The sequence below is a fragment of the Halolamina sp. genome, from assembly GCF_036626355.1.
Classification (GTDB): domain Archaea; phylum Halobacteriota; class Halobacteria; order Halobacteriales; family Haloferacaceae; genus Halolamina.
In genome coordinates this window covers 1-20,309 of the sequence record NZ_JAZKRY010000054.1, presented here as the reverse complement: position 1 = coordinate 20,309, position 20,309 = coordinate 1, and the positions used below count along the sequence as shown (strand labels likewise).

The 20,309-nt window shown below is 64.7% G+C and carries 28 protein-coding genes, 1 tRNA gene and 2 pseudogenes; 4 read left to right on the top strand and 27 right to left on the bottom strand.

The window, feature by feature from the left end; all coding sequences use genetic code 11:
• Positions 1–218: 218 nt before the first annotated feature.
• Positions 219–719, top strand: a pseudogene (locus tag V5A38_RS14635) (dehydrogenase); the annotation flags it as partial.
• Between the two features lie 175 nt (positions 720–894).
• Here the strand turns inward: V5A38_RS14635 and V5A38_RS09780 are convergent.
• The 27 genes and pseudogenes from V5A38_RS09780 to V5A38_RS09650 all read right to left on the bottom strand — a co-directional run bounded on the left by V5A38_RS09780 (position 895) and on the right by V5A38_RS09650 (position 18,233).
• Positions 895–1,050, bottom strand: coding sequence for a hypothetical protein (locus V5A38_RS09780; RefSeq protein ID WP_332325576.1), 156 nt, complete (start codon positions 1,048–1,050; stop codon positions 895–897).
• Positions 1,051–1,295: 245 nt separating this feature from the next.
• Positions 1,296–3,434 (bottom strand): formate dehydrogenase subunit alpha, encoded by a 2,139-nt coding sequence (gene fdhF / locus V5A38_RS09775; RefSeq protein WP_332325575.1) that lies wholly within the window; start codon positions 3,432–3,434, stop codon positions 1,296–1,298.
• Positions 3,435–3,661: 227 nt separating this feature from the next.
• The gene (gene secY / locus V5A38_RS09770; RefSeq protein ID WP_332325574.1) at positions 3,662–5,146 is read right to left on the bottom strand and encodes a preprotein translocase subunit SecY; all 1,485 of its coding nucleotides are present in this window, start codon (positions 5,144–5,146) and stop codon (positions 3,662–3,664) included.
• A gap of 3 nt (positions 5,147–5,149) precedes the next feature.
• Positions 5,150–5,653 carry an uL15m family ribosomal protein gene (locus V5A38_RS09765; protein ID WP_332325573.1) on the bottom strand — a complete coding sequence of 168 codons (504 nt, stop codon included), beginning with the start codon at positions 5,651–5,653 and terminating at the stop codon, positions 5,150–5,152.
• A complete protein-coding gene (locus V5A38_RS09760) occupies positions 5,653–6,111 on the bottom strand; it encodes a 50S ribosomal protein L30 (protein WP_332325572.1) in 459 nt (152 codons plus the stop codon). Before V5A38_RS09760 ends, V5A38_RS09765 begins: the two co-directional genes overlap by 1 nt.
• A complete protein-coding gene (locus V5A38_RS09755; protein ID WP_332325571.1) occupies positions 6,111–6,764 on the bottom strand; it encodes a 30S ribosomal protein S5 in 654 nt (217 codons plus the stop codon). Before V5A38_RS09755 ends, V5A38_RS09760 begins: the two co-directional genes overlap by 1 nt.
• Positions 6,761–7,318, bottom strand: coding sequence for a 50S ribosomal protein L18 (locus tag V5A38_RS09750; RefSeq protein WP_332325570.1), 558 nt, complete (start codon positions 7,316–7,318; stop codon positions 6,761–6,763). The genes V5A38_RS09755 and V5A38_RS09750 overlap by 4 nt, the downstream gene beginning before the upstream one ends.
• Positions 7,318–7,785 (bottom strand): 50S ribosomal protein L19e, encoded by a 468-nt coding sequence (locus V5A38_RS09745; RefSeq protein WP_332325569.1) that lies wholly within the window; start codon positions 7,783–7,785, stop codon positions 7,318–7,320. The genes V5A38_RS09750 and V5A38_RS09745 overlap by 1 nt, the downstream gene beginning before the upstream one ends.
• The gene (locus V5A38_RS09740) at positions 7,782–8,492 is read right to left on the bottom strand and encodes a 50S ribosomal protein L32e (protein WP_332325568.1); all 711 of its coding nucleotides are present in this window, start codon (positions 8,490–8,492) and stop codon (positions 7,782–7,784) included. The genes V5A38_RS09745 and V5A38_RS09740 overlap by 4 nt, the downstream gene beginning before the upstream one ends.
• Positions 8,492–9,028, bottom strand: coding sequence for a 50S ribosomal protein L6 (locus V5A38_RS09735; protein WP_332325567.1), 537 nt, complete (start codon positions 9,026–9,028; stop codon positions 8,492–8,494). Before V5A38_RS09735 ends, V5A38_RS09740 begins: the two co-directional genes overlap by 1 nt.
• The gene (locus V5A38_RS09730; RefSeq protein ID WP_332325566.1) at positions 9,028–9,420 is read right to left on the bottom strand and encodes a 30S ribosomal protein S8; all 393 of its coding nucleotides are present in this window, start codon (positions 9,418–9,420) and stop codon (positions 9,028–9,030) included. The genes V5A38_RS09735 and V5A38_RS09730 overlap by 1 nt, the downstream gene beginning before the upstream one ends.
• Positions 9,421–9,422: 2 nt before the next feature.
• The gene (locus tag V5A38_RS09725; protein WP_332325565.1) at positions 9,423–9,614 is read right to left on the bottom strand and encodes a 30S ribosomal protein S14; all 192 of its coding nucleotides are present in this window, start codon (positions 9,612–9,614) and stop codon (positions 9,423–9,425) included.
• Positions 9,611–10,135, bottom strand: a complete 525-nt coding sequence (locus V5A38_RS09720; protein ID WP_332325564.1) for a 50S ribosomal protein L5 — start codon at positions 10,133–10,135, stop codon at positions 9,611–9,613. Before V5A38_RS09720 ends, V5A38_RS09725 begins: the two co-directional genes overlap by 4 nt.
• Positions 10,132–10,872, bottom strand: a complete 741-nt coding sequence (locus tag V5A38_RS09715; RefSeq protein ID WP_332325563.1) for a 30S ribosomal protein S4e — start codon at positions 10,870–10,872, stop codon at positions 10,132–10,134. The genes V5A38_RS09720 and V5A38_RS09715 overlap by 4 nt, the downstream gene beginning before the upstream one ends.
• Complete coding sequence (rplX, locus tag V5A38_RS09710) at positions 10,865–11,227, bottom strand: 50S ribosomal protein L24 (RefSeq protein WP_332325562.1); 363 nt, start codon at positions 11,225–11,227, stop codon at positions 10,865–10,867. The genes V5A38_RS09715 and rplX overlap by 8 nt, the downstream gene beginning before the upstream one ends.
• A 1-nt stretch (position 11,228) precedes the next feature.
• On the bottom strand, positions 11,229–11,627 hold the full coding sequence (locus V5A38_RS09705) for a 50S ribosomal protein L14 (RefSeq protein WP_332325561.1): 399 nt from the start codon (positions 11,625–11,627) through the stop codon (positions 11,229–11,231).
• Entirely contained in the window at positions 11,627–11,956 is a 330-nt protein-coding gene (locus tag V5A38_RS09700) for a 30S ribosomal protein S17 (RefSeq protein ID WP_332325560.1), read from the bottom strand. The genes V5A38_RS09705 and V5A38_RS09700 overlap by 1 nt, the downstream gene beginning before the upstream one ends.
• Positions 11,947–12,444, bottom strand: coding sequence for a ribonuclease P protein component 1 (locus V5A38_RS09695; RefSeq protein ID WP_332325559.1), 498 nt, complete (start codon positions 12,442–12,444; stop codon positions 11,947–11,949). The genes V5A38_RS09700 and V5A38_RS09695 overlap by 10 nt, the downstream gene beginning before the upstream one ends.
• A gap of 114 nt (positions 12,445–12,558) precedes the next feature.
• Positions 12,559–12,768 (bottom strand): annotated as a pseudogene (gene rpmC, locus V5A38_RS09690) (50S ribosomal protein L29); the annotation flags it as partial.
• Positions 12,769–12,771: 3 nt separating this feature from the next.
• Positions 12,772–13,728, bottom strand: coding sequence for a 30S ribosomal protein S3 (locus V5A38_RS09685; protein ID WP_332325558.1), 957 nt, complete (start codon positions 13,726–13,728; stop codon positions 12,772–12,774).
• Positions 13,728–14,195 carry a 50S ribosomal protein L22 gene (locus tag V5A38_RS09680; RefSeq protein ID WP_332325557.1) on the bottom strand — a complete coding sequence of 156 codons (468 nt, stop codon included), beginning with the start codon at positions 14,193–14,195 and terminating at the stop codon, positions 13,728–13,730. Before V5A38_RS09680 ends, V5A38_RS09685 begins: the two co-directional genes overlap by 1 nt.
• A gap of 3 nt (positions 14,196–14,198) precedes the next feature.
• Entirely contained in the window at positions 14,199–14,621 is a 423-nt protein-coding gene (locus V5A38_RS09675; protein ID WP_332325556.1) for a 30S ribosomal protein S19, read from the bottom strand.
• Positions 14,618–15,355: a 50S ribosomal protein L2 gene (locus tag V5A38_RS09670; protein WP_332325555.1), complete on the bottom strand. Its 738-nt coding sequence runs from the start codon at positions 15,353–15,355 to the stop codon at positions 14,618–14,620. Before V5A38_RS09670 ends, V5A38_RS09675 begins: the two co-directional genes overlap by 4 nt.
• A gap of 2 nt (positions 15,356–15,357) precedes the next feature.
• Positions 15,358–15,612, bottom strand: a complete 255-nt coding sequence (locus tag V5A38_RS09665; RefSeq protein ID WP_332325554.1) for a 50S ribosomal protein L23 — start codon at positions 15,610–15,612, stop codon at positions 15,358–15,360.
• Positions 15,609–16,355 (bottom strand): 50S ribosomal protein L4, encoded by a 747-nt coding sequence (rpl4p, locus tag V5A38_RS09660; protein ID WP_332325553.1) that lies wholly within the window; start codon positions 16,353–16,355, stop codon positions 15,609–15,611. The genes V5A38_RS09665 and rpl4p overlap by 4 nt, the downstream gene beginning before the upstream one ends.
• 6 nt (positions 16,356–16,361) lie before the next feature.
• Positions 16,362–17,378 carry a 50S ribosomal protein L3 gene (locus tag V5A38_RS09655; protein WP_332325552.1) on the bottom strand — a complete coding sequence of 339 codons (1,017 nt, stop codon included), beginning with the start codon at positions 17,376–17,378 and terminating at the stop codon, positions 16,362–16,364.
• 18 nt (positions 17,379–17,396) lie between these two features.
• A complete protein-coding gene (locus V5A38_RS09650; protein ID WP_332325551.1) occupies positions 17,397–18,233 on the bottom strand; it encodes an RNA methyltransferase in 837 nt (278 codons plus the stop codon).
• A gap of 287 nt (positions 18,234–18,520) precedes the next feature.
• Here V5A38_RS09650 and V5A38_RS09645 point away from each other — a divergent pair.
• The 3 genes from V5A38_RS09645 (at position 18,521) to V5A38_RS09635 (ending at position 20,047) form a co-directional block, all read left to right on the top strand.
• Positions 18,521–18,591 (top strand) — tRNA-Gly (locus V5A38_RS09645).
• Positions 18,592–18,972: 381 nt separating this feature from the next.
• Positions 18,973–19,284, top strand: coding sequence for a nitroreductase family deazaflavin-dependent oxidoreductase (locus V5A38_RS09640; protein WP_332325550.1), 312 nt, complete (start codon positions 18,973–18,975; stop codon positions 19,282–19,284).
• Positions 19,285–19,648: 364 nt separating this feature from the next.
• The gene (locus V5A38_RS09635; RefSeq protein ID WP_332325549.1) at positions 19,649–20,047 is read left to right on the top strand and encodes a VOC family protein; all 399 of its coding nucleotides are present in this window, start codon (positions 19,649–19,651) and stop codon (positions 20,045–20,047) included.
• Positions 20,048–20,309: the final 262 nt, after the last annotated feature.

Below are 20,309 nucleotides of genomic sequence, written 5' to 3'. Positions count from 1 at the left end.
TCACAGTAATCAGTATGAAAGGGCTGCCTGGTCCGGGAACCCCGACAAAGTAAGCACCACAGGGAGCGCAGCGAGTCGTGGGAGTCCCGCGTTGGAACCGAGTGGGACAACGGAAGGCGAGCGAACCGAACCTTCCGGTACCGGAGCAGGCTGGGGCTTTCACCGTGTTGGTAGTCCCCTTCTCTGCGCTATCAGAAATGAACAATACTACAGCAAAACCCAAGACGGAGCAAGGGAAAGCGCCCCAGTGTTTCGAGAACTGTCTGGGGAAGATCCGACTGCACGGGTAGATCAACCCGCCGGAGGACGCCGACGACTCGGACCCCGCGTCGGAGCCGACGAACCCGCTGGATTTCGTCGTCCACCAGAAAGAGATTGCGAAGCCGCTGTACCCGCAGTTCGGGCTGGAGCCGAACGTCTACTACGCGCCTCCGATTACGGCACCGACCGACTACCTCACACAGATGTTCGGCCACGGCGTCGAGGAGGCGATCGACACCTACCGTGCGATGCGTGACGGTGACGAACCGGAGCTGCAGGGGCTGTTCAAGCTGATGGGGTCGACCGAGTGGTCGATCACCGCCTTCGAACTCGACGGCGACGAGGCCGTCGGCTACTACGAGGGCGACGAGGTCGGCCGCGTGCCGATCATGGAACCGACCGCAGAACGAGACCGCTACGACGAGGACCGAGAGGTCTACCGACTGGATGTGACCTGACATGAACAGAGACACGACCCAGAGTTCACCAGTGAGGAGAGCGAGGGCCCGGTCGTGCGCGACGAAAAGAGCCATCTCCGGCCGGAGCTCATCGACCTCGCGGAGACCGTTGTCGATCAAGTCGGCCAGGAGAACCGCCAGCGGGTCGCCGAGCACGTCGAGGTATGACGATGGCTCAGGATACGTGGCAGAGCCCTCCCACCCAGGAATCCGGTGAATCTGCGAGCCCGATCTCATCGCCGTCTGCGACGACGATACTGTAGCCGGCTTCGTGGGGCTGCCGGAGTGTGTTCTCGATGCCGCCGGTCCGGTCGAAGAGGCGTCTGGGCATCGGAAAGGCAAAGACGACGGCAACGACAAAGCTACGGAACGGGAATGAGCGACCCTGCTCCCAGGTAATGTTCACCCTGACGCACCCGGTTTCTGACTCCCAGTAAAGCAGAGAATCGAGCGAATTAGTCTGGTTGAGGAGCCTGACAGCGTCCGTGCAGCCGTTCGACCGCCGGCGATGCACTCACTACAGGACCTGTAGTTACCTCGTCAAATATCGCGAGCGAAAAATAATTGCTGGAACGGTCAGTCGTCAGCGGCTTCTGCCTCGCCGTCGTCCGAGTCGACGGTCACGGCAATCTCAGCGGCTGCGGCCTTGTACTCGGGGATCTTCGCGCGCTCGTCGAGCACGTCGTTCGTCAGCCGGTTCGCCGAGGCGGCTGCGAAGTGGGGCGTCGTCCAGACCACGCCTTCCTTGATGGCGTCGGTGACGTGGGCTTTCACGTCGATCTCGCCACGCCGCGAGGTGAGCGTCACCGTGTCGCCGTCCTCGATGCCGTAGTCCGCGGCGTCGTTCGGATGGACGTCGACGAAGTTCTCCGGTTGCTGCCGCGACAGCGTCGGCGACCTGCGGCTCATCGTCCCCGTGTTGTAGTGCTCCTCCAACCGCGCCGTGGTGAGGATCAGTGGGTACTCCTCGTCTGGCGTCTCCGCCGGCGGCTGGTGGCGGACGCCTTCGATCTGGCCCAGCCCGCTCTCCGTATCGAAGCCGTCCTCGTAGAGATACTGGTCGCCCTCGTCACCGGGTTCGTAGCAGGGCCACTGGATCCCCTCCTCGCCGAGCCGGTCGTAGGTCATTCCGTGGTAACTCGGGCACACCTGCCGGAGCTCTTCGAACACCGCCTCCGGGCCGTCGAACCGGAACTCCTCTTCGCTGAACAGCCGGCTGCCGACCTCCATCACGATCTCCAGGTCGTGTTCGGTGTTCTCGTGGACCTTCTCGACGGGGCGCATCCGCTGGACCCGCCGGTCGGTGTTGGTGACGGTGCCGCCTCGCTCGGCCCACGTTGTCGCCGGCAACACCACGTCGGCGTACTTCGCCGTCTCGGTCATGAAGATGTCCTGTGCGACCAGGAACTCCAGGTCCTGCAGCCGCTGTTCGACCATGTTCCCGTCCGGCTCGCTCATCACGGGGTTCTCGCCCATCACGTACAGCCCGTGGACGGAGTTGCCGGCCTCGTGGGATATCTCGACGTTCGTCAGCCCCGGTTCGTCCGGGATCTCGAAGCCCCACACGTCCTCGACCGACTGACGAGCCTCGTCGTCGTCGACGAGCTGGTAGCCCGGGAGCACGTTCGGCATCGCCCCGACGTCGCAGGTTCCCTGGACGTTGTTCTGGCCGCGGAGGGGATTGACGCCAGTCCCGGGCTTGCCGAGGTTCCCGGTGATCAGCGCGAGGTTGATCTCGTTCTGCACGTTGTCCACGCCGCAGGTGTGCTGGCTCATCCCCATCCCCGTGAAGATGGCCGCGTTGTTCGCCATCGCGTACTTCTCGGCCGCGAGTTCGATGTCCGCCAGGGGAACGCCGGCCTCCTCGGCGGCGGCCTCCTTGTCGAAGTCGGCGAGGGTCTCCCGGAGGTGTTCGAACCCCTCTGTCCGCTCTTCGATGAACGACTCGTCGATCCAGCCCTCGTCGGGGTGCTGCTCGTGCCGATCGAGAATCGTCTTGAGGACGATGTTGAGCAGGGGGATGTCGGTTCCGGGCTGCACCTGGAGGTGCATATGCCGCTCGGTCCCGTGGATGTCGAAGGACTCGGTGGTCTTGTTCGCGTGCGGGTCGACCTGGATCACGGTCGCCCCCTCTAACACCGCCTGTCGGAAGTACTGGCTGTTGGCGATGGGGTGCTGTTCCCCGGGGTTGGCCCCTTGAATCCATAGCAGGTCGGCCGACTGCTCCAGGTCCGCCATGCTGTTGGTCATCGCACCCGCGCCGAGGCTGGTCCGGAGCGCCCAGACGGTGGATGCGTGACACATCCGAGTGCAGTTGTCGACGTTGTTCGTGCCGTAGCGGCGCGCGAGCTTCTGAAGGAGGTAGTTCTCCTCGTTCATCGTCTTCGAGGAGCCATAGAACCCCATCGCCTCCGGCCCGTGTTCGTCTCGAATCCGGCTCATCTCGTCGACGATCCGCGAGTAGGCCTCCTCCCAGGTCGCTTCGCGGAACTCGCCATCCTCCTTGATCAGTGGGTCTGTCAAGCGGTCCTCGTGGTCGACAACCTCCGTCGCTGCACCGCCCTTGATACAGATGCGGCCCTCGTTGACTGGCGCATCCCCCCACGGCAGGAACCGCATGTCGCCCCGCTCCTCGCCAGTGTCGACCTGGATCCCGCAGCCAACCCCGCAGTACGGACAGATCGTTTTCACCGGATCGTCGCTCTCACTGGACATCGCAATCACCCGCAAGATGCTTGTTCATACCATACAGTATCCGAGTCGAGAGCATAAAATCACCGACCAGGGGGACGCCTGTCGTCGGGGTACCGACCGGACCGGCGGGGGCTCACGGTCGAGTGCGTGTCCAGGTCAGTACTCGCTAGTGACTGTACAGACGTCTCGCCCAACCTGGACGAAACGAGCTGAGAAGGAGTTCCAGGGGTCGACACCCCAGAGACTCGTTACTCCGAAGAGAACATCTGGCGCATCATCGGATGCATCTCCATCAGCTGCTCCTCGGCGATCTCCTCGTACAGCTTGTACGTGATGGAGACCGTCAGCAGCAGTCCGGTTCCCGAGACCGCACCGATGGTACCGAGCATGTTCGCCATCACCGCGAGGATGCCGACGATGGCACCCCCGAGCACGGTGACTTGCGGGATGTACCGCTCCATCACCTTCTCGATGACCTGCGGGTTCCGCCGGAACCCGGGGATCTGCATTCCCGAGTTCTGGATCTGCTGGGCGGTGGACTCCGGGCCCATCCCGGTCGTCTCCACCCAGAAGATGGCGAAGATCGCGCCGCCGATGACCATGAACGTCAGGTCGACGCCGACGCGGAGCAACACCAGATACCACTCCTGGGTAACGGTGCCCGCGAACCACATCCATTCGCCGGGGCTCTGGATCGGTTTGAGATACCAGAACAGCCCGCCGATGACGCGACCTTCGCTGTACTCACCCAGCCAGACGGGCATGTTCGCCCACTGGCTGCTGAGAATCTGGCCCACGAACTGCAGGTTGGCCTGCAGCGCACGAACCAGGATCATCGGCAGGACGCTGGCGTAGATGAGCTTCACGGGGAACTTCCCGCGAGCGCCCTTGACGCGGGCGTGTGACAGCGGGATTTCCACGCGAACGCTCTCCGCGTAGACGACCACGACGAAGATGAACACCGTCGTGAACATCGCCAGAATCTGGCCCTGTCCGAGGAAGATGGCGTTCAGCCCCTCGGTCGTCAGCGGCGAGCCCGGGAGCGTGGCGTCGCCGAACAGGATGGCGAACCAGGTCGCGAGGAAGCCGTCGGTGGCTCCCTCGGCGAGTCCGCTCCAGGAGAACAGCCCACCGACGAGCTGCTGGCTCACACCGGCGATAATGAACAGCCCCACGCCGGAGCCAACGCCCCATTTGCTGACGATCTCGTCCATGAACAGGATGAGGATCCCGCCGACGAACACCTGCGCGAAGATGATGCTCTCGACACCCATCGGCCCGAGGCCCAGTGACTGCATCACCGCCGGGTCCGGGTCGAGCAGCGGACTGAGGAACACCATCGGAATCCCCGTCAGACAGATCATCACGACGACCAGCAGCTTCTGTAGCCCCTGGTAGAGGATCTGGTCCCGTGGGTCGTTATCCGTGTCCAGCCCGAGCAGGTCGGCCCCGCCCAGCAGCTGGAGCACGATGGACGCGGTGACGATGGGGCCGATCCCCAGCTGGAGCACCGAGCCCGACGAGCCGGCGAGGATGGAGCGGAACTGCCCGTAGAAGTCGCCGCCCCCCCCGCCCGTCATCAGCCCGAACATGGTGACGTTCGTCAGGAAGAAGTACATCACGAGGATGCCCGCGGTCCAGCCCAGCTTCCGCTTGAAGGGCACGTGACCCTCCGGTCGCGCGACCGTGGGCATCCGCGTGAGCACCGGTTCGGCAGTCTCCTTCCAGCTCATGGGTTAGTCCTCGCTCGCTTCGTCGGAGGTAGCCTCGTCCTCGGCCTCCCACTCGGCGCGCTCCTGTGCACGCTCGGAGACGATGGTCGAGCCACCGGCCCCCTCGATGAGTTCCTCGGCGCCGTCGGTGAACGCGTCGGCAGTCACGTGCAGCTCCTGGCGGACCTGCCCGTTACCGAGCACTTTCACCACGTCGGCCTCCCAGCCGTCCTCGGCGACGTCGCGCGCGTCGAGCGTGTAGACGCCGTCCTCACTCTCCGCGAGCCCGTCGGCCGCAAGCAGCGCGGCGTCCTCGTCGAGCTTCTGGACGCGCACCTCTTCGACCGAGAGCTGTGTGTCCTTGGGCTGGCTGAAGCCGTGCTTCGCCCAGGGCCCGTAGTTGTGCATCTCGTGTTTCTTGCTGCCCGCGCGACCGCGGCCGCCACGGTGACCGGCCCCGCGCCGGTTCTTGTGGCTGCCGCCGCCGTGTGTGCGGCTCCCGCGCTGCCGTCGTTTCTTGTTGGTCATTATCGCATCGCCTCCAGGAGTGGGTCGATATCCTCGTGGGGACCCAGCTCACCGCCGGTACTGTCGGGGTGCTTGATGCCATCGTGGCCGCCGCGTGGCGGGTGAAGTCGGAGCGTCGGCGAGAGACCCTGCTCGCGCAGTGTCGTCTCCTCCGCGACCAGCGCCTCCGCGAGCGCTTGGAAGCTGTCGTAATCGGTGTTCTCGGCGAGGAACTCCGCGTCGACCGCCTCGCTGCTGTCGAGTGCGTCCGCACGCTTCTCGAGCACCAGCGTGAGCGTCTCGATGGAGGGTTCGCCGTGGGCAACGAAGTCGTTGACCTTCGCCACCATCCCGTTGTAGACGTCGTTCTCCGGGACGAGCGTCGCGTGGTTGACGCGGCCGATGTTGAGCATGTCCAGCGTGTCGCGCTGCCCGCTGTTCATGTCGATCTCGCCGCGAATCTGAATCACCGCTCGCATTATCGGTTCACCTCACCCTCTGCCTCGCGCTGGACCTCCCGGGCGCGCTGAGGGGTTCGTGCCTGCGAGGCGTTCTCGAGTGCGTTGAACGTCGCTTTTGCGAGGTTCACCGTCGTCCGCGTGTTGCCGTTGGACTGCGTCCAGGCGTCCTGGATGCCGGCCAGTTCGAGAATGTTCCGAACCGTCTCGGCACCGGCGAGCCCGAGCCCCTGCGGGGCCGGAATGATCTCGACAGTGACCGAGCCGGCTTTCCCCTCGGCCTTCCGGGTCAGCGAGTTGACGCCGCCCGCCTGGTCCTCCCAGGAGCCCGAGCCGCGGTCGACGCTGATGACGTTCAGCTTCGCCACCTCGATGGCTTTCTGAATGGCGCCGCCGACCTGGTCGTCGCGACCTTCGGCGTAGCCCAGATAGCCGTCGCGATTGCCGACCACACAGACACAGCGGAACTTCACCCGCCGGCCGGAGTCGGTCATGCGCTGGACCATGTTGATGTCCAGCACCTCGTCTTCCATCCCGGGGAGGAGCTGGTCCACGACCTCGTGCTCCTTCAGCGGGAGCCCGGACTCGAAGGCCTCCTCCATCGAGGTAATCTCTCCTTCCTGTACGTTCTTGCCGAGCCGAGTTACCGGCTCCCAGCCGTCGTTATGGCTCATTCGTAGTTCTCCTGAAGCGCCTCACGCAGCTCGTCGAAGTGCGCGGGCAGCTCCGTGGCGTCGAACTCCCCGCTGTAGAGGTCACCATCGACCTGCTCGGCGTAGTCGGCGATATGCTCGCCGCGGTTACGCGACCAGTCCGCCATGACGCTCTCACTGTGGGGGATCTCGAGCCCTGCATCAATTGCACCTTCCTGTACTGCGAACAATCTATTGCCGGGCGTCGCCGTGTTGAGACCCAGGTCGAGGACGGCCTCGTCGAGGCCGGCCTCGTTCGCGCGGTAGCCTGCAAGCAGGCCGGTGAGATACGCGCTGGGGAGATTGCCCGTTGGGGCCTCCCAACCGTACTCAGCGAGGTCCTCGCTGGACGCTGCCGCGTGGATCTCGTCACCGTGGGGTCCGGGAGTTGCCAGCTGCGCCCTGACGTGCTTGTTGCTCGCCCGGGCGACCAGGCGAGGCTTGCCAGATTTCAACAGGCGCAACCGTTGGTGGTAATCCGTCCGAACCTCACGACGACGACGCATCGGCACTTTGTAACGTGGTCCTGTTGCCATCAGTCGTCGCCTCCGATCTCTACATCGTAGTTGTTCCGTGCGAACGTCTCGAGGCGCGCGACGCTGTCGAACTCGCCACCGCTCGCCTTGTTGTAGAGCTCACGATACTGCGTCGGGGAGAGGACGTCCTCCTCGTCGCGGAGCTCTTTCAGGCGGGAGCGCTGGGCGCGGATCCGGCTGATCCACTCGTCCTTGTCGGCGCGCCGGGCACCGGCTTTCCCTTTGCGGGAGCCGGCGCCGGTCTGGTGCCCGTAATCCTTCTTCTCCTGGCGGGCCCGTGCCCGACCGCGGGAGTTGGACTGGGCATCCTCTGTACGGATCGTTCCGTCCGCGATCAGATCGCGGATATCCTCGCGGGTAATCGCGTCCGCGAGCTCTGCCTGTTCCTCCGGGTCGAACCAGACGCGGTTCTCGCCAACGTCGAGTTCCTCTGCGGCGAGGCGCTTCTGTGCACCTAGGTCTGTCATTGCTCTACCTCCACTTCAACGTAGGTCGGGTTGAGGACGCGAATCTCGCGGTCCTCACACTCGTCTTCGATGCGTTCGCGCTTGCGATCGCCGACCTTCGAGGCGATTCGGACAGCCTGGCTGTCACCATCGACGCCTTCGAGATCGTCCGTGTTGTGCACGTAGACCTCCTCGAAGCCGCTCGGGTGCAGGTCACGGGACGCCGTCGGCGAGCGGAAGCCCGCCTCGACGGTCGCGCCTTTCCCCTTCATCGCGCGACGCTGCTTCGAGAGCGTCCCGCGCGGGCGTCGCCACGATTTGCCGACGCGCTTTTTCTTGTGGTGGTCCTGGCGATTGAACTGCGGCGTGCCCTCGCGGTGCTTCTGGGCGAGTGCGGCCGCGGTCTCGTCGTCGAGGTCGGGCGTCTTGTCGGCGTGCCCGCGGGGCTGGAGCTCCGTCTCGACCGCCTCGGCCTCCTCGGGCTCCTCCGCTTCTTCCCCTTCCTCTTCGATCTCCGCTTCGGTCTCCTCTTCGACTTCGAGTCCGCCCACGTCGGCCTTGATACGGGCCGCGAGCGCATTCCCGATGCTGTCGATCTCCGCAAGTTCGGACTGCGAGGCGGCTTTGAGATCCTCGACGGAGTCGTAGCCGGCCTCTTCCAGCGTCTCGGCCTTCGACGGGCCGACGCCGCTGATGTCCTCGAGTTCCTGTGGACCGTCTTCAGCCATCAGACCTCACCTCGGGGTTTCTGTGTGATGTAGACGCCGTCCTGAAAGACCCGGTTGTCTTTCCCGCTGACGCGCGTCAGCTGTTCGATGTCCGCGGCGGTCTGGCCAACGGCCTCCTTGTCGGGGCCCGTCAGCGTGACCTCCTCGCCGTCGACCTCGACCTGCGTGTCGCCCCGGATGGGCGTCCGTCGCGGGGCTTTCTCGCCGAGGAAGTTCTCGATGACCACTTCCTCACCCTGCGCTTGCACCTGCATCGGGAAGTGGGCGTAGAAGACTTCCATCTCGTACTCCCAGCCCTCGGTGACGCCGTGGAACATGTTCTTGATGTGGCTCTCGAAGGTGCCGACGGTCGCGTTGACTTTCGCGCCGGCGTCGGCGGGAGACTCGATGACCACGCTACCGTCCTCGACACTCACGGTCACGTCAGGGTACCAGAGTCGGCGCGTTACCGAGCCGTTGGGCCCCTCGACGGTGAGGTCGAGATGGTCGAGCTCCGCGGAGACCTCGTCCGGGATGCTGAGTTCAATTCTACTCATTAGTACACGTACGCGATTACTTGGCCACCGATGCCCTGGTCGCGGGCCTCGTAGTGGCTCATGACGCCGCGACTGGTCGTGACGATCAGCGAGCCGTAGTCACGCGCCGGGAGGAACCGCTTCTCCCAGCGTTCGTACTCGTCCGCACCGACCGAGTACCGCGGCTTGATCGCCCCGCAGTCGTTGATGGCGCCCGTTAGTTCGACCTCGAACCGGCCTGCGCGGCCGTCCTCGACGAACTCGAAACCGCCGATGAATCCGCGGTCGAAGAACACCTCGAGGATGCTACCGATGACGTTCGAGGCGGGCTCTACCGTGTGGTCGAGGTGCCCGACGCTCTCGGCGTTGTCGATGCCGGAGAGGGCACTCACCAGTGGGTCGTTACCTGCCATGCTTATCGATACTTCCTGAAGCCCATGCTGCGGGCGATTTCTCGGAAACACTGTCGGCAGACGAAGAGGCCGTACTTGCTGACGAGCCCCTCGTGGCGCTCGCAGCGCCGGCACTCGCGGTGCTCGGTGCTGCCCTGCGTGGCGTGCTCGCCGGTTTCTTCGTTGCCGGTGTGTTCGCCGTCTAGTTCACTCATTCGTCGATCTCCACGTCGAACTCGGTCTCGAGGAACGCGATTGCGTCCTCGGCGGTCATGCGATGTCTCTCCGGAATGGAGCGGGTCACCTGGTCGCGCTTGGCGACGCGGTAGCCCGGTCGGACCAGCGTCACGGTGACGTCGAGCCCGTAGATTCCGGTGTTGGGGTCGTACTCCTGGCTGGGGAACGCGGTGTGCTCGTCGACGCCGAAGCTGACGTTGCCCGCCTGGTCGAACTGGGAGGCGCTGATGTCAGCGATCGGCAGTGCTTTGTCGAGGAACGCCTCGGCGTCCTCGTTGCGCAGCGTGACCTTCGCACCGATGGGGTCGCCCTGCCGGATGCCGAACGCCTGGACCGTTTTCTTGGCACTGGTCCGGACCGACTCGCTGTCGGTGACGTTCTCGAGGATGCTCTCGGCGTTTCCGAGGTCGCGGCCACCCTGACCGACGCCCATGTGGACGACGACCTTCTCGATGCGCGGTTCGCGCATCGGGTGGAACTCGCTCTCTGCCTCACTCATTCCTCATCACCCACGAAGTTCTCGTCGATGGTGACGACGTACTCCTCGACGGTCTCGAACTCGCGATCTTCGCCGGGTTCGCCGGCTTCGGGAGACGCCGATGGCGTCTCCGTCGAGACGGTGACGGAGTTCCGCCCGGAGCCCGGCGTGACGAGGATCTCCTCGACCTCACCGATCTCGCCGGCGTGCTGTCCGTCGACGGCGGTGACGAGCGCGCCCTCGCCGTACTCGAAGTGGGCGACGACGTCCTTCTCGTCGTTGTCGATGACCAGCGAGTCGTTGACGCTGTAGTCGCTCGCGTCCTCGAGCTGGATGTTCGTGCCGTCGTGAAGCGTGAGCTGGAACTCGCCGCCGTTCACCTGGCGCTTGCTGGTGATCTTCCCGAGTCGCGAGGAGGCGCTCTCCTCGTCGATCTCGGTGAGGGCGAGTCGGCCGCCAACACCGGGGAAGACGCGGTAGAACTCGTCACGGGACGGGAACGTCAGGATGTCGAACATCCCGATCGGTCGGGATTCGTCCGAGACGGCGTCGCCGTTGACGTACACTGCGTCCTGGTTGAGCGCGTAGCGGGCCTCCTTCCGGGAGTCCACGTAGGAGAGCACGTCGCGCATGACGATGAGCAGGGGGACTCCGTTCTCCCCGTGCGGGCCGGCGTCGGCCTTGACGGTGAACGTCGCCTCCTTGCGCTCGACGGGCCAGGAGTTCGGTACCGAGAGTCGTTTCTGGTGATTACCCATCTGTTTCCTCCGATTCGAGACGTTCCTGCCGGACATCGTCTTCGAGGTCCAGGTCGGTCACGCGGACGTTCGACGCGTCGAGCGGTCGGGGGACCTCCTCACCGTCGGTCTTCTCGACGGTGACGTCCTCGACCTCGATGACGGCGTCCTGGAGGTCGACCCCCAGCACTTCGCCTTCGGTCCCGGCGTGATCGCCGCGAAGGACCTCGACGGTGTCGCCCGCGTTGACGCGGACGTTCCGCTGGCCGTACTCCTCGCGGAGGTCGGCCGTCAGCGTGGCCCGGACCTGCTTCTGTCGCTTGTGCAGGGGGGCGTCTCGCTTCTGTGTTCGTTGTTTGTGTGGCTGTCGTGTCATACTAAACGATCATCGTCGCCGTGCTGGCGATGGTGCCGAACCGCTCTGCGACCTCGCGAGCGACGGGGCCCTTGATCTCCGTTCCGCGGGGCTCCTCGTTCTCGTCGATGATGACGGCCGCGTTGTCCTCGAACTTCAGCCGCTGACCGCTGGGTCGGCGGATGGACTTGCGCTGGCGGACCACGACGGCCTCCAGCACCTGGCGGCGCATCTCGGGCGTGCCCTTGGTGACGGAGACGGTGATCTTGTCGCCGATACCGCCTTTCGGATGGCGGTTCTTCGTCCCCGAATAGCCGGCGATGCTGATAACTTTCAGCTCGCGGGCGCCCGTGTTGTCGGCACACGTGATTTTCGACCCTTTCTCGAGACCCTGCGTGACGTCGGCCTTGAGTGCCTCCATCAGGCACCTCCCTCGTCGACGATTTCGACGACGACGTGAGATTTGGTCTTCGAAAGTGGGCGTGTCTCTGCGATACGGACCGTGTCACCCTCCGCCACGTCCATACAGGGCGGGTGGTGGGCCGGAACCCGAGAGCGACGCTTCATATACCGGTCGTATTTCGGTACACGAACGTCGTACTCGCGCTCCACGACGACGGTCTTCTCCATGTCTGTGGAGGCGACCTCTCCTTCGAGCGTCTGTCCCCGCACGGAAAGCGTTCCGTGGAACGGACAGTTCACGTCGGAGCAGTCTTCCTCCGGTTGTGCTACGTTCAGTCCTATTGCCATGTCGAATCACCCCCGCGCTCGGTTCGCGCGGCGGGTCGTGAGAGCAGTTGGTTGCCATCCACCGTTACGTAGACCGTATTCTCGCACTCGTCGTCTGCAGACGGATCGAACCCGTCCTGCGACTGACTCGCCCCGCGGCCCCGATTCCGGGACGCGGCGGACGGGCCAGACTTGCCGGGGCGTACCCCGGCAGTTTCCGACCCGAGTTCGGATACGGACCCGGACGCCGCTGGGGCGTCCGCGGCTTCATCTGTCCCGAACGATGCGGCTGCTCTCTTCGCATCGTCCGTCGTCAAGGCGAACTCGAAACAGCTCCCCCTCTTGGGGACCTGCCGCACCCGAGAGCCATCGTCGACGTGGAACGTCTTCATCGTCTCGACGACGACGCGGCCGCTGATGCCGACGAGGTCGGCGTTGGCGGCGTCGGCCACCCGGACTGGGAGGCCGTTGAGTTCGTGTCGTATCAGGCTATCGGGTGTGAGTGCCATGGTGCGTTACTCTGCTGTGTCGGCGTCGTCGCCCGCCGCGCCTGTTCGGTCCGCGGCGTCGTCGCCCGCCGCGCCTGTTCGGTCCGCGGCGTCGTCGCCCGCCGCGCCTGTTCGGTCCGCGGCGTCGTCGCCTTCCTCGCCCTGAATCGTCTTGATCCGGGCGATGGTCCGGCGCAGTTCGCCGACGCGGCCGGGGTTCTCCGGCGCGCCACCCGCCGCCTGGACGGCGCGAGCGTTGAGCAGCTCGGTTTCGAGCTCCTCGAGCTCCGCCTGTCGCTCGGCGGGCGTCATATCTCGAATCTCTTCAGTGTAGAGAATCGCCATGTATTATTCCTCCGTTTCCTCTTCTTCGCCGGATTCGGCGGCTTCCGTCTCCTCCTCGGCCTCCTCCATCTCGGAGACGATGTCGGCGGCCTCCTCCTCGACGGCCTCGTCGAGTTCCTCCTCCTCGGCGGCGGCGTCGACATCTTCCGCTTCGGGCTCGTCCGTCTCAGACGACGTGTCGGTCTCCTCTGCGGTCTCGACGACTTCCTCGACGATCTCCTCGTCGATGACCTCCTCGGGCGACTCGTCGGGGATTTCGGGCTCCTCGTCCTCGGGAACCTCCGGAACTTCCTCCTCGTCGACGTCGGCGAGCAACTCCTCGACGCCCTCGCCGGCCTCGACCTGCTCCACTTCCGGCGGCTCCTCGGTCTCGGTGATATGGAAGTCGTCGGGGAGTTCGGCGTCCGGGCCGATGACCTTGACGTTGACCCCGATGGTGCCGAGTTTCATTACGGCGACGCCCTGCCCCTCGTCGACGACTGTCTGGGCGGGTTCGCCGTTGTGTTTGATGTAGCCACGGTTGAACTTCTCCACGCGGGAGCGTGCACCCGTGACCTTTCCGCTCAGCACGATCTCGGCGCCGAGCGCGCCAGCCTCCATCATGCGGTCGATGGTGGTGTGGCCCGCTTTCCGGAAGTACCAGCCACGCTCGAGCGCGTTGGCGAGCCGGTCGGCGACGATCTGGGCGTTCAGGTCGGGTTCGTCGACCTCCTGAACGTCGATCTGGGGGTCGTCCATCCCGAATCGCTCCTCCAGTTCCGTGGAGACTTTCCGGATGTTCTTCCCGCCTTTCCCGATGACCATCCCGGGCTTCTCCGCCTTGAGGACGATCTGGGTCCCCATCGGCGTCTTGGCGATGTCCATCCCGCCGTAGCCGGCGCGGCCGAGCTCCTCCGCGAAGAACTCGTCAATCTGGCTTCGCTGGAGCCCGTCCTCGATGAACTGCTGTTCGTCCGCCATTATTCGGCCTCCTCCGCTTCGAGGAGGATGACCTCCACGTCGATCTCGACCGTGTTCCACGGGTCGGCGCTCCCGAACGCACGGGGCTGGCGCCCGACCTGCTCGCCGACTTTGTGGGCGGCGATGTGGTCGATGACCATGGATTCACCGTCGAACCCCTGATGGTCGGCGTTGTTCTTGGCGTTCGTGAGCAGTTTGAGGAAGTCCTTGCTGGCCTTCTCCGGGTAGCGGCCCGCGTCCCACCCGTCGATGTCGGACCGGTGGGCCACGCCGCTGTTGTGCTGCTTGAACGGGACCGAACGCTCGCCCTCGATAACTGCATCGAGATACTCCTCCGCCTCGGCGACCGTTTTGCCCTTGATGGCCTTCGAGATGGCCTTGCTGTGCTTCAGGCTGATCTGACGCTCCCGCAGCATGGCTTTCGCCGTGGTCTCCGGGTCGGCGTCGACGCTGTAGCTGATTCCCATAGGTTATTTCAGTGGCACGAACTTCGAGGACCGGGTCGCGCCGATGCCGGCCTGGCCGTGTTCGACCGTCGAACGCGTGAGGTGGAACTCGCCCAGGTAGTGGCCGATCATCTCGGGTTCGACGTTGACGCGCTCGAAGCTGTGACCGTTGTACACTTCGAACGTTTTGCCAACGAACGACGGGAGGATGGGCATGTCCCGCAGGTGGGTCCGTAGCGGGTCGTTTGCGGTCTCCTCCTCGCCAGCTTCACGGGCCTCTTCGGCCAGCTTCCGGTGGTCGATACCGAGTCCTCGGTCGATAGTTCGCCGCACGCGGGCGGGCAGCAGTTCCACGACCTCGTCGAACTCCATCTCTTCGAGGTCTTCGAGCGTGTGGCCGCGGTAGGTGAACTCACCTTCGCGGCCGGTTCTGTACTCGGAGCTCATTTGTTCCCTCCCTCCTTGCCACCGCCGCGACCGGTGCGTTTGGAGGCGATGTCGCCTACTTTCCGACCCGGCGGCGCGTTCCGCGAGACGGATTTGGGTTTGCCGGGGTGCTGTCGGCCGCCGCCACCGAACGGGTGGTCGACGGCGTTCATCGCGACCCCGCGGACACGCGGGTATTTGGTCCCACGGGCCTTCATTTTGTGGTGCTTGTTGCCGGCTTTGACGAACGGCTTCTCCGTTCGCCCACCGCCGGCGACGACGCCGATGGTGGCGCGGCAGCCCGGCGGCAGTCGCCGGACCTCGCCGCTCGGGAGCTGGACGACCGCGACGTCGCGGTCGTGGCTCATCAGCTGCGCGTTGACGCCGGAGGCGCGGGCGAACTTCCCGCCGTCGCCAACCTGGCTCTCGACGTTACAGATCGGGACCCCTTCCGGGATCTCCGCGAGTGGCAGCGTGTTACCGGGCTTGATCTCGGCGGAGACACCCACCTGCAGGGTGTCGCCGACGGTGATACCTTCGGGAGCCAGCACGAGGCGGCGGTCGCCGTCTTCGAACTCGACGTCCGCGAGCGGTGCGCTGCGTGCGGGGTCGTGTTCGATGCCGACGATCTCGCCGGAGATCGTGTCGTGCTCCTCGCTTTTCTTGTGTTCGAGGTCAGCTTTGTACCGGTGTGAGGGCGCCCGGAACGTGGGCGTCCCGCGACCGCGTCGCTGCCCCTGAATTCGTCGTCCCATTATCAGAACACCCCGATTCGCGAGGCGATCTCCTGTGCGTCGTCCGCCTCGGAGAGCCGGACGATCGCCTTCTTCTCACCGCGCGGCGTGATCAGCGTGTTCAGCGAATGCACTGTCACGTCGTAGCGCGATTCGATCTCCTCCTTGACTTCCGTCTTGTTGGCGTCGATGTGGACGATGAAATGGAGCTTGTTGTCGAAGTCCATCTGGTCCATCGCCTTCTCAGTGACGAGCGGATGGTGGATGACTCCGGTCATCGGTCAGCCACCTCCTCGACGGCGGTCTCGGTCCACAGCGTGAGTCGGCCGGGGTGGGTCCCCGGTGCGAGCTCCTCTGCGTTGACCTCGTCAGCAGTCGCCACGTCGACGCCCGCGAGGTTGCGGGCAGCGCGGGACGGCTCCTCGCTCGTCACGACGAGCACCGACTTCGGCTGCTTGTACTTCCGGCCACGGAGCTTCCCCTGGCCGGCCCGGATGTGGCGCCCCTCGTCGGCGCGAACCACGTCCTGGTGGATGCCAAGCGCGTCGAACGCCTCGACGGCCTCTTTGGTCTTCTCGAGGTCCTCGAAGGCGTCGTCGACGACGAGCGGGAGGTCGAGGTCGTCGTCGAACGCGTGGCCGCGCTCCGCGACGGTCTCGGGATCGGTCGTTGCCGCGATGGCGGACCGGATCGCGAACTTCCGCTCCTTGTCGTTGACTTTCAGCCCCTGGTCTTTCTCGGCCTTCGGCGGGTGTGCCTTCCGGCCACCGACGGCCTGGGGGACCCGACGGGCCCGTCCGTTCTCCTGTGGTACGTGCGCCATGCCGCGGCCCGACCCCATCGACTCGGCGGGGGTGCGCATGCCGGCGAACTCGTCAGCGCCGTACGCTTGTTTTCGATTGGCCTGGGCGGCGAGGACTGCGCGCTTGATGAGGTCCGGGCGGTAAACCGTCTCGAACACCGCCGGGAGCTCCAGCGCGTCGCCCTCGGAGCCGTCCAGGTCACGAATGGTTGCTTGCATTGGTGATTACCCCTGGTTGGACGCCGTTGAGACGTAGCGGACCTCGGGGTCGAGGCGTGGCTGTTCGTTCGGTCGCACTGCGCCGCGCAAGCGGAGCAGGCGCTGGTCGGGGCCCGGCAGCGAGCCCTTCACGAGCGCGTAGTGGCCGTCGACCTCGCCGTAGTTGACGAAGCCGCCGTCGACGGAGGCCTCGTCGCCCTCACCGAAGTCGATGAGGCGCTTGTTGAGCTCCGTCCGCTGGTGGTAGCCGGTCTGGCCCTGCTGGGGAACCGTCGAGCGAACGCGGCTCGGGTTCCACGGGCCGAGGTTACCGATGCGGCGCCGCCAGCCCTGACGGGCGTGCTTGCCCTTTCGCTTCTGGACGCCCCAGCGCTTGACAGGACCCTGGGTACCCTTCCCCTTCGTGATGCCCGATGCGTCGAGATACTCGCCTGCGCGGAAGACGTCGCCGAACTCGTGTTCGCCGCCGTCCTCGACCAGGTCGAGCGCGAAGTCGACGCGACCCTGGAGCGAGCCACCGCCGACTCGCGTCTCCATCACGTCGGGCTCTTTCTTGGGGATGTTCGCGAGCTCCGAGGGAGTGGTGTGGGTGATGACGCGAAGGTCATCGACCGTCCCATCCTCGAGGAGTGCTCGCAGTTCGTCTGCGTCGCCATCGAAATCGTTCTCCGCCGGCAGGTCCAGTGCGCGGTCGAGTTCGTCGTGGAACTCGCCGGTCCAGACTTCTCCTGCCGGTTTCTTTCCGTACGCCGTGTCTTCGTAGGCTCGGACAGCGACCGCGCGCATCGGGGGGGTCTCGACGACCGTGACGGGGACGGATTCCTCCATCCCTTCACGAGCCGAGTCCTCCTCGTCGTTGACCATGACGACGTGGGTCATCCCGGCCTTGTAGCCGGCAAAGCCCTGCAGTGCAGGGGAGCCCTCGTCCTCGGGCCACGTGCTGATACGTGGCACTTCCGACTTGGCGCGCGTTCGCGGGCCGAAGCCCAGCGAGCCTTTTCGTGGTCTGCTTGGTTGTGGCATGTTCGTTCTCCTCCACGCTCAGTCATTGAGCGCGAGCGGGGCGAGCGTGGCAAACACCGCTTCTTCGGTGCGTACCACTTCGCTTCCCTGGTCCGGAACCGTATTGAGCCAGAGGTCGAACCCGGGTGAGTCGGGTTCGACGGGGAGATCATCGGGAGACACCCCGAGAATCTCCGGGAGCCCTCGCCCGGGTGCGCCGAAGACGATGGTCGCGCCATCATCTCGGCAGCGGGGGTTCAGCTCGGCGAGCCGCGACACGGTCAGTTCATCGCCGTGCCGTGACGTGCCGATCCGAACGCCCGCGTCGTCGCGGGCGAGCACTTCCTGGATGTCCGCTGCCTCGACGACGTAGCCCACAGGGGGCTCGTCGACGAGGCGCGCGCGGACGGGTTCTCGCGAAGAGACCCTGACTGTGACGCGCTCCCCCTCTTCGACCGTCATCGACGACGGGACGAGCAGGGAGATCGGGTGTTGCAGTCCGCAATTGACCCGGACGCGGTTGTCAGGTCCGACCTCGGTCACGATTCCTTCTCTCGACTCGGGCCGTTCAGACGCCGAGCCGGTCCGTGGCGAGACGCGGAGCGGGGGCAGGACGCCCGCATAGCGAAGTTCGTCGCGTTGGTCCCAGACATCCTGACGGAGGTAGGGTGGTGTGACCGCGTAGGCCAGCACCGTGCGAACGAACTTCCCGCCCCAGCGGCTCTCGCCTTCCCGGTCGGGGAAGACGACGATTCGCTCGGCCCGGTAGATGACCGCTGCGCGAGCCACGTACCCGAGCTTTCGGGTCGCCTCGCGCTTATCTTCGGCCTCCCGGACGAGCGACGACGGAACGACGAGTGTTGTGTCGTTCGTCATGCGCCTCGCCACTGGACTGTACACGAAATACCGAATGCCACCGTATAAGGGTAGCGACTCGGGGATTGCCTGTAAGAGCCTGACACACATGTCGGCCGGCGTTTGAGCCATTCTGGCACACGACGATCGAGGAAGGATCGGATCATCCCTCTTCTTGGCGCCTCCGCCCGAAGTGGGTACCGATGGCTCGGCCTGGTGTCCCGTCGACAGACCCCCACGCCCCCTATCGGTTACCAGACTTCGGAAGTCTTAATACTCGAACCGTGTTTGTCTCCTGTACGAAGGGAGCACTGGTAGTGTAGTGGTATCACGTGACCTTGCCATGGTCACAACCGGGGTTCAAATCCCCGCCAGTGCATTTCTGCTGGGGCAACTACGAACGACGAACAGATGCAGTCCGCGGGGATTCTGGACCAAAGAGCTTCGGAGTGATTGTCCGACGATCCTCCAGCGGGGATGCATTCCTGCACGTGTTTGACTGGGCTGTCCGCCGTCGTGGTCTCTGTAGAGAACACTGCGCGTTACCGAGGAATTGTGGGTCGTTCTGCCCACCAGTATATTCACGATAGTCGGGAAAGATGACATCATGGCACAACCCAGGACAGGACTCCCCTGATGGCTGCGATTGTCACTACGGGTTGCAGCCACCCCCGCAGGAAGCTGGCTTCTGTCTCGCACACTCCCTCGTGTCGGTCGGTTCCTGAAGTACGTCTCCGGAGGACGACTCACCCTTCCGAGAGTGTTATCGGAACTGGGCGCGCCAACTATCAAACTAACCACAACCGGTGCGAAGACGGGAAAGGAGCGTAACGTCCCTGTGTTAGGGCTGAAAAACGGCGAGCGGTGGATCTTGGTTGCCTCCAACTGGGGGCGAGCCCAGCACCCGGCCTGGTACCACAATCTGAAAGCCAACCCGGAGGTGAAACTCACCTTCAAGAACCGGACGGGCAAGTATGTGGCCGAGGAACTGACCGGTGACGAACGAGACGCGTACTGGAACCGAATCAAAGACGTGAACCCCAGCCTCGAGAGCTATCAGCAGCGCTCATAGTGATTACTGCGAGTCTGTCCCGCCGTGACCATCCGTGCCGGTGATGGGAGCCCCTGACCCGGCGGCGTTCGTCACCGTCGATGCACCGATTCGCCGTAATCACTATCAGGCGACCGACGGATTCCGGTCATCGCGCTCCTCCCGAACGAGGAAGAGAATGGGAATCCGGGTTGAGAAGTCCGACCGAGACATCGAACCCCGGAGTCGGTGAAATCAGCGAGATAGACGTTGCTCTACAACGTGAGGTACTGTTCCGACCGGCGCAGTTGGACCCACCTCGATGCTGAACCGATCAGACGTCCGCACCCCCACCCCGTGCCAAACTGAGCCAACGGTTTATGCCTATTCACACCAACATATCAGCATGAAGGCCGCTCATCTCGATCACGTGAACCTCCGCATCCCGGCTGACCGCGTCGACGACGCCGTTGCGTTCTACCGCGACACGCTCGGCTTCGCGCTGGAGGACCTCGGCGCCTACCGTTCCGGCGACCGCCCGATCTTCTCAGTCCGGCTCTCGGAAACCAGCATCATCCATCTCAGCCCGAGCGAGACGGTCGAGGCACCGACTGAGCAGAACTACGACCACGCCGCCATCGTCGTCGAGGATTCCATCGATGAGGTGAAACAGGGACTCACCGATGCAGGGATCGAAATCGAACGCGAGAGCACCCCAAAAGGCGCCATGGGCTCCGCGCCCGCGGTATACGTGCGGGACCCGTTCGGCTACCGCCTCGAAATAAAGACGACGGGCCAGGAGTAGCGAAGCGCGAAAGCGAGCGTATCCGACCCCTACTCGGTCGGCGTCCACTCCACTGTGGAGCGTGCTTCGCCCCATCGGGCCTGCCTATCTCGATCTCCTCCCAACCGACGACCCCGCCGTCTGCGCGTGCCGGCTCAGCCATCGCTTCGTTCGCTGGCGTCGCCGCGGCGTCGACAGGTGTCCCGTCAGCAGTATCGGATTCTCCGGGTTGCGCGAGCGCCTGCGCGAAATCGGCGTAACGTGCCGGCACCTGCCCAGTCCG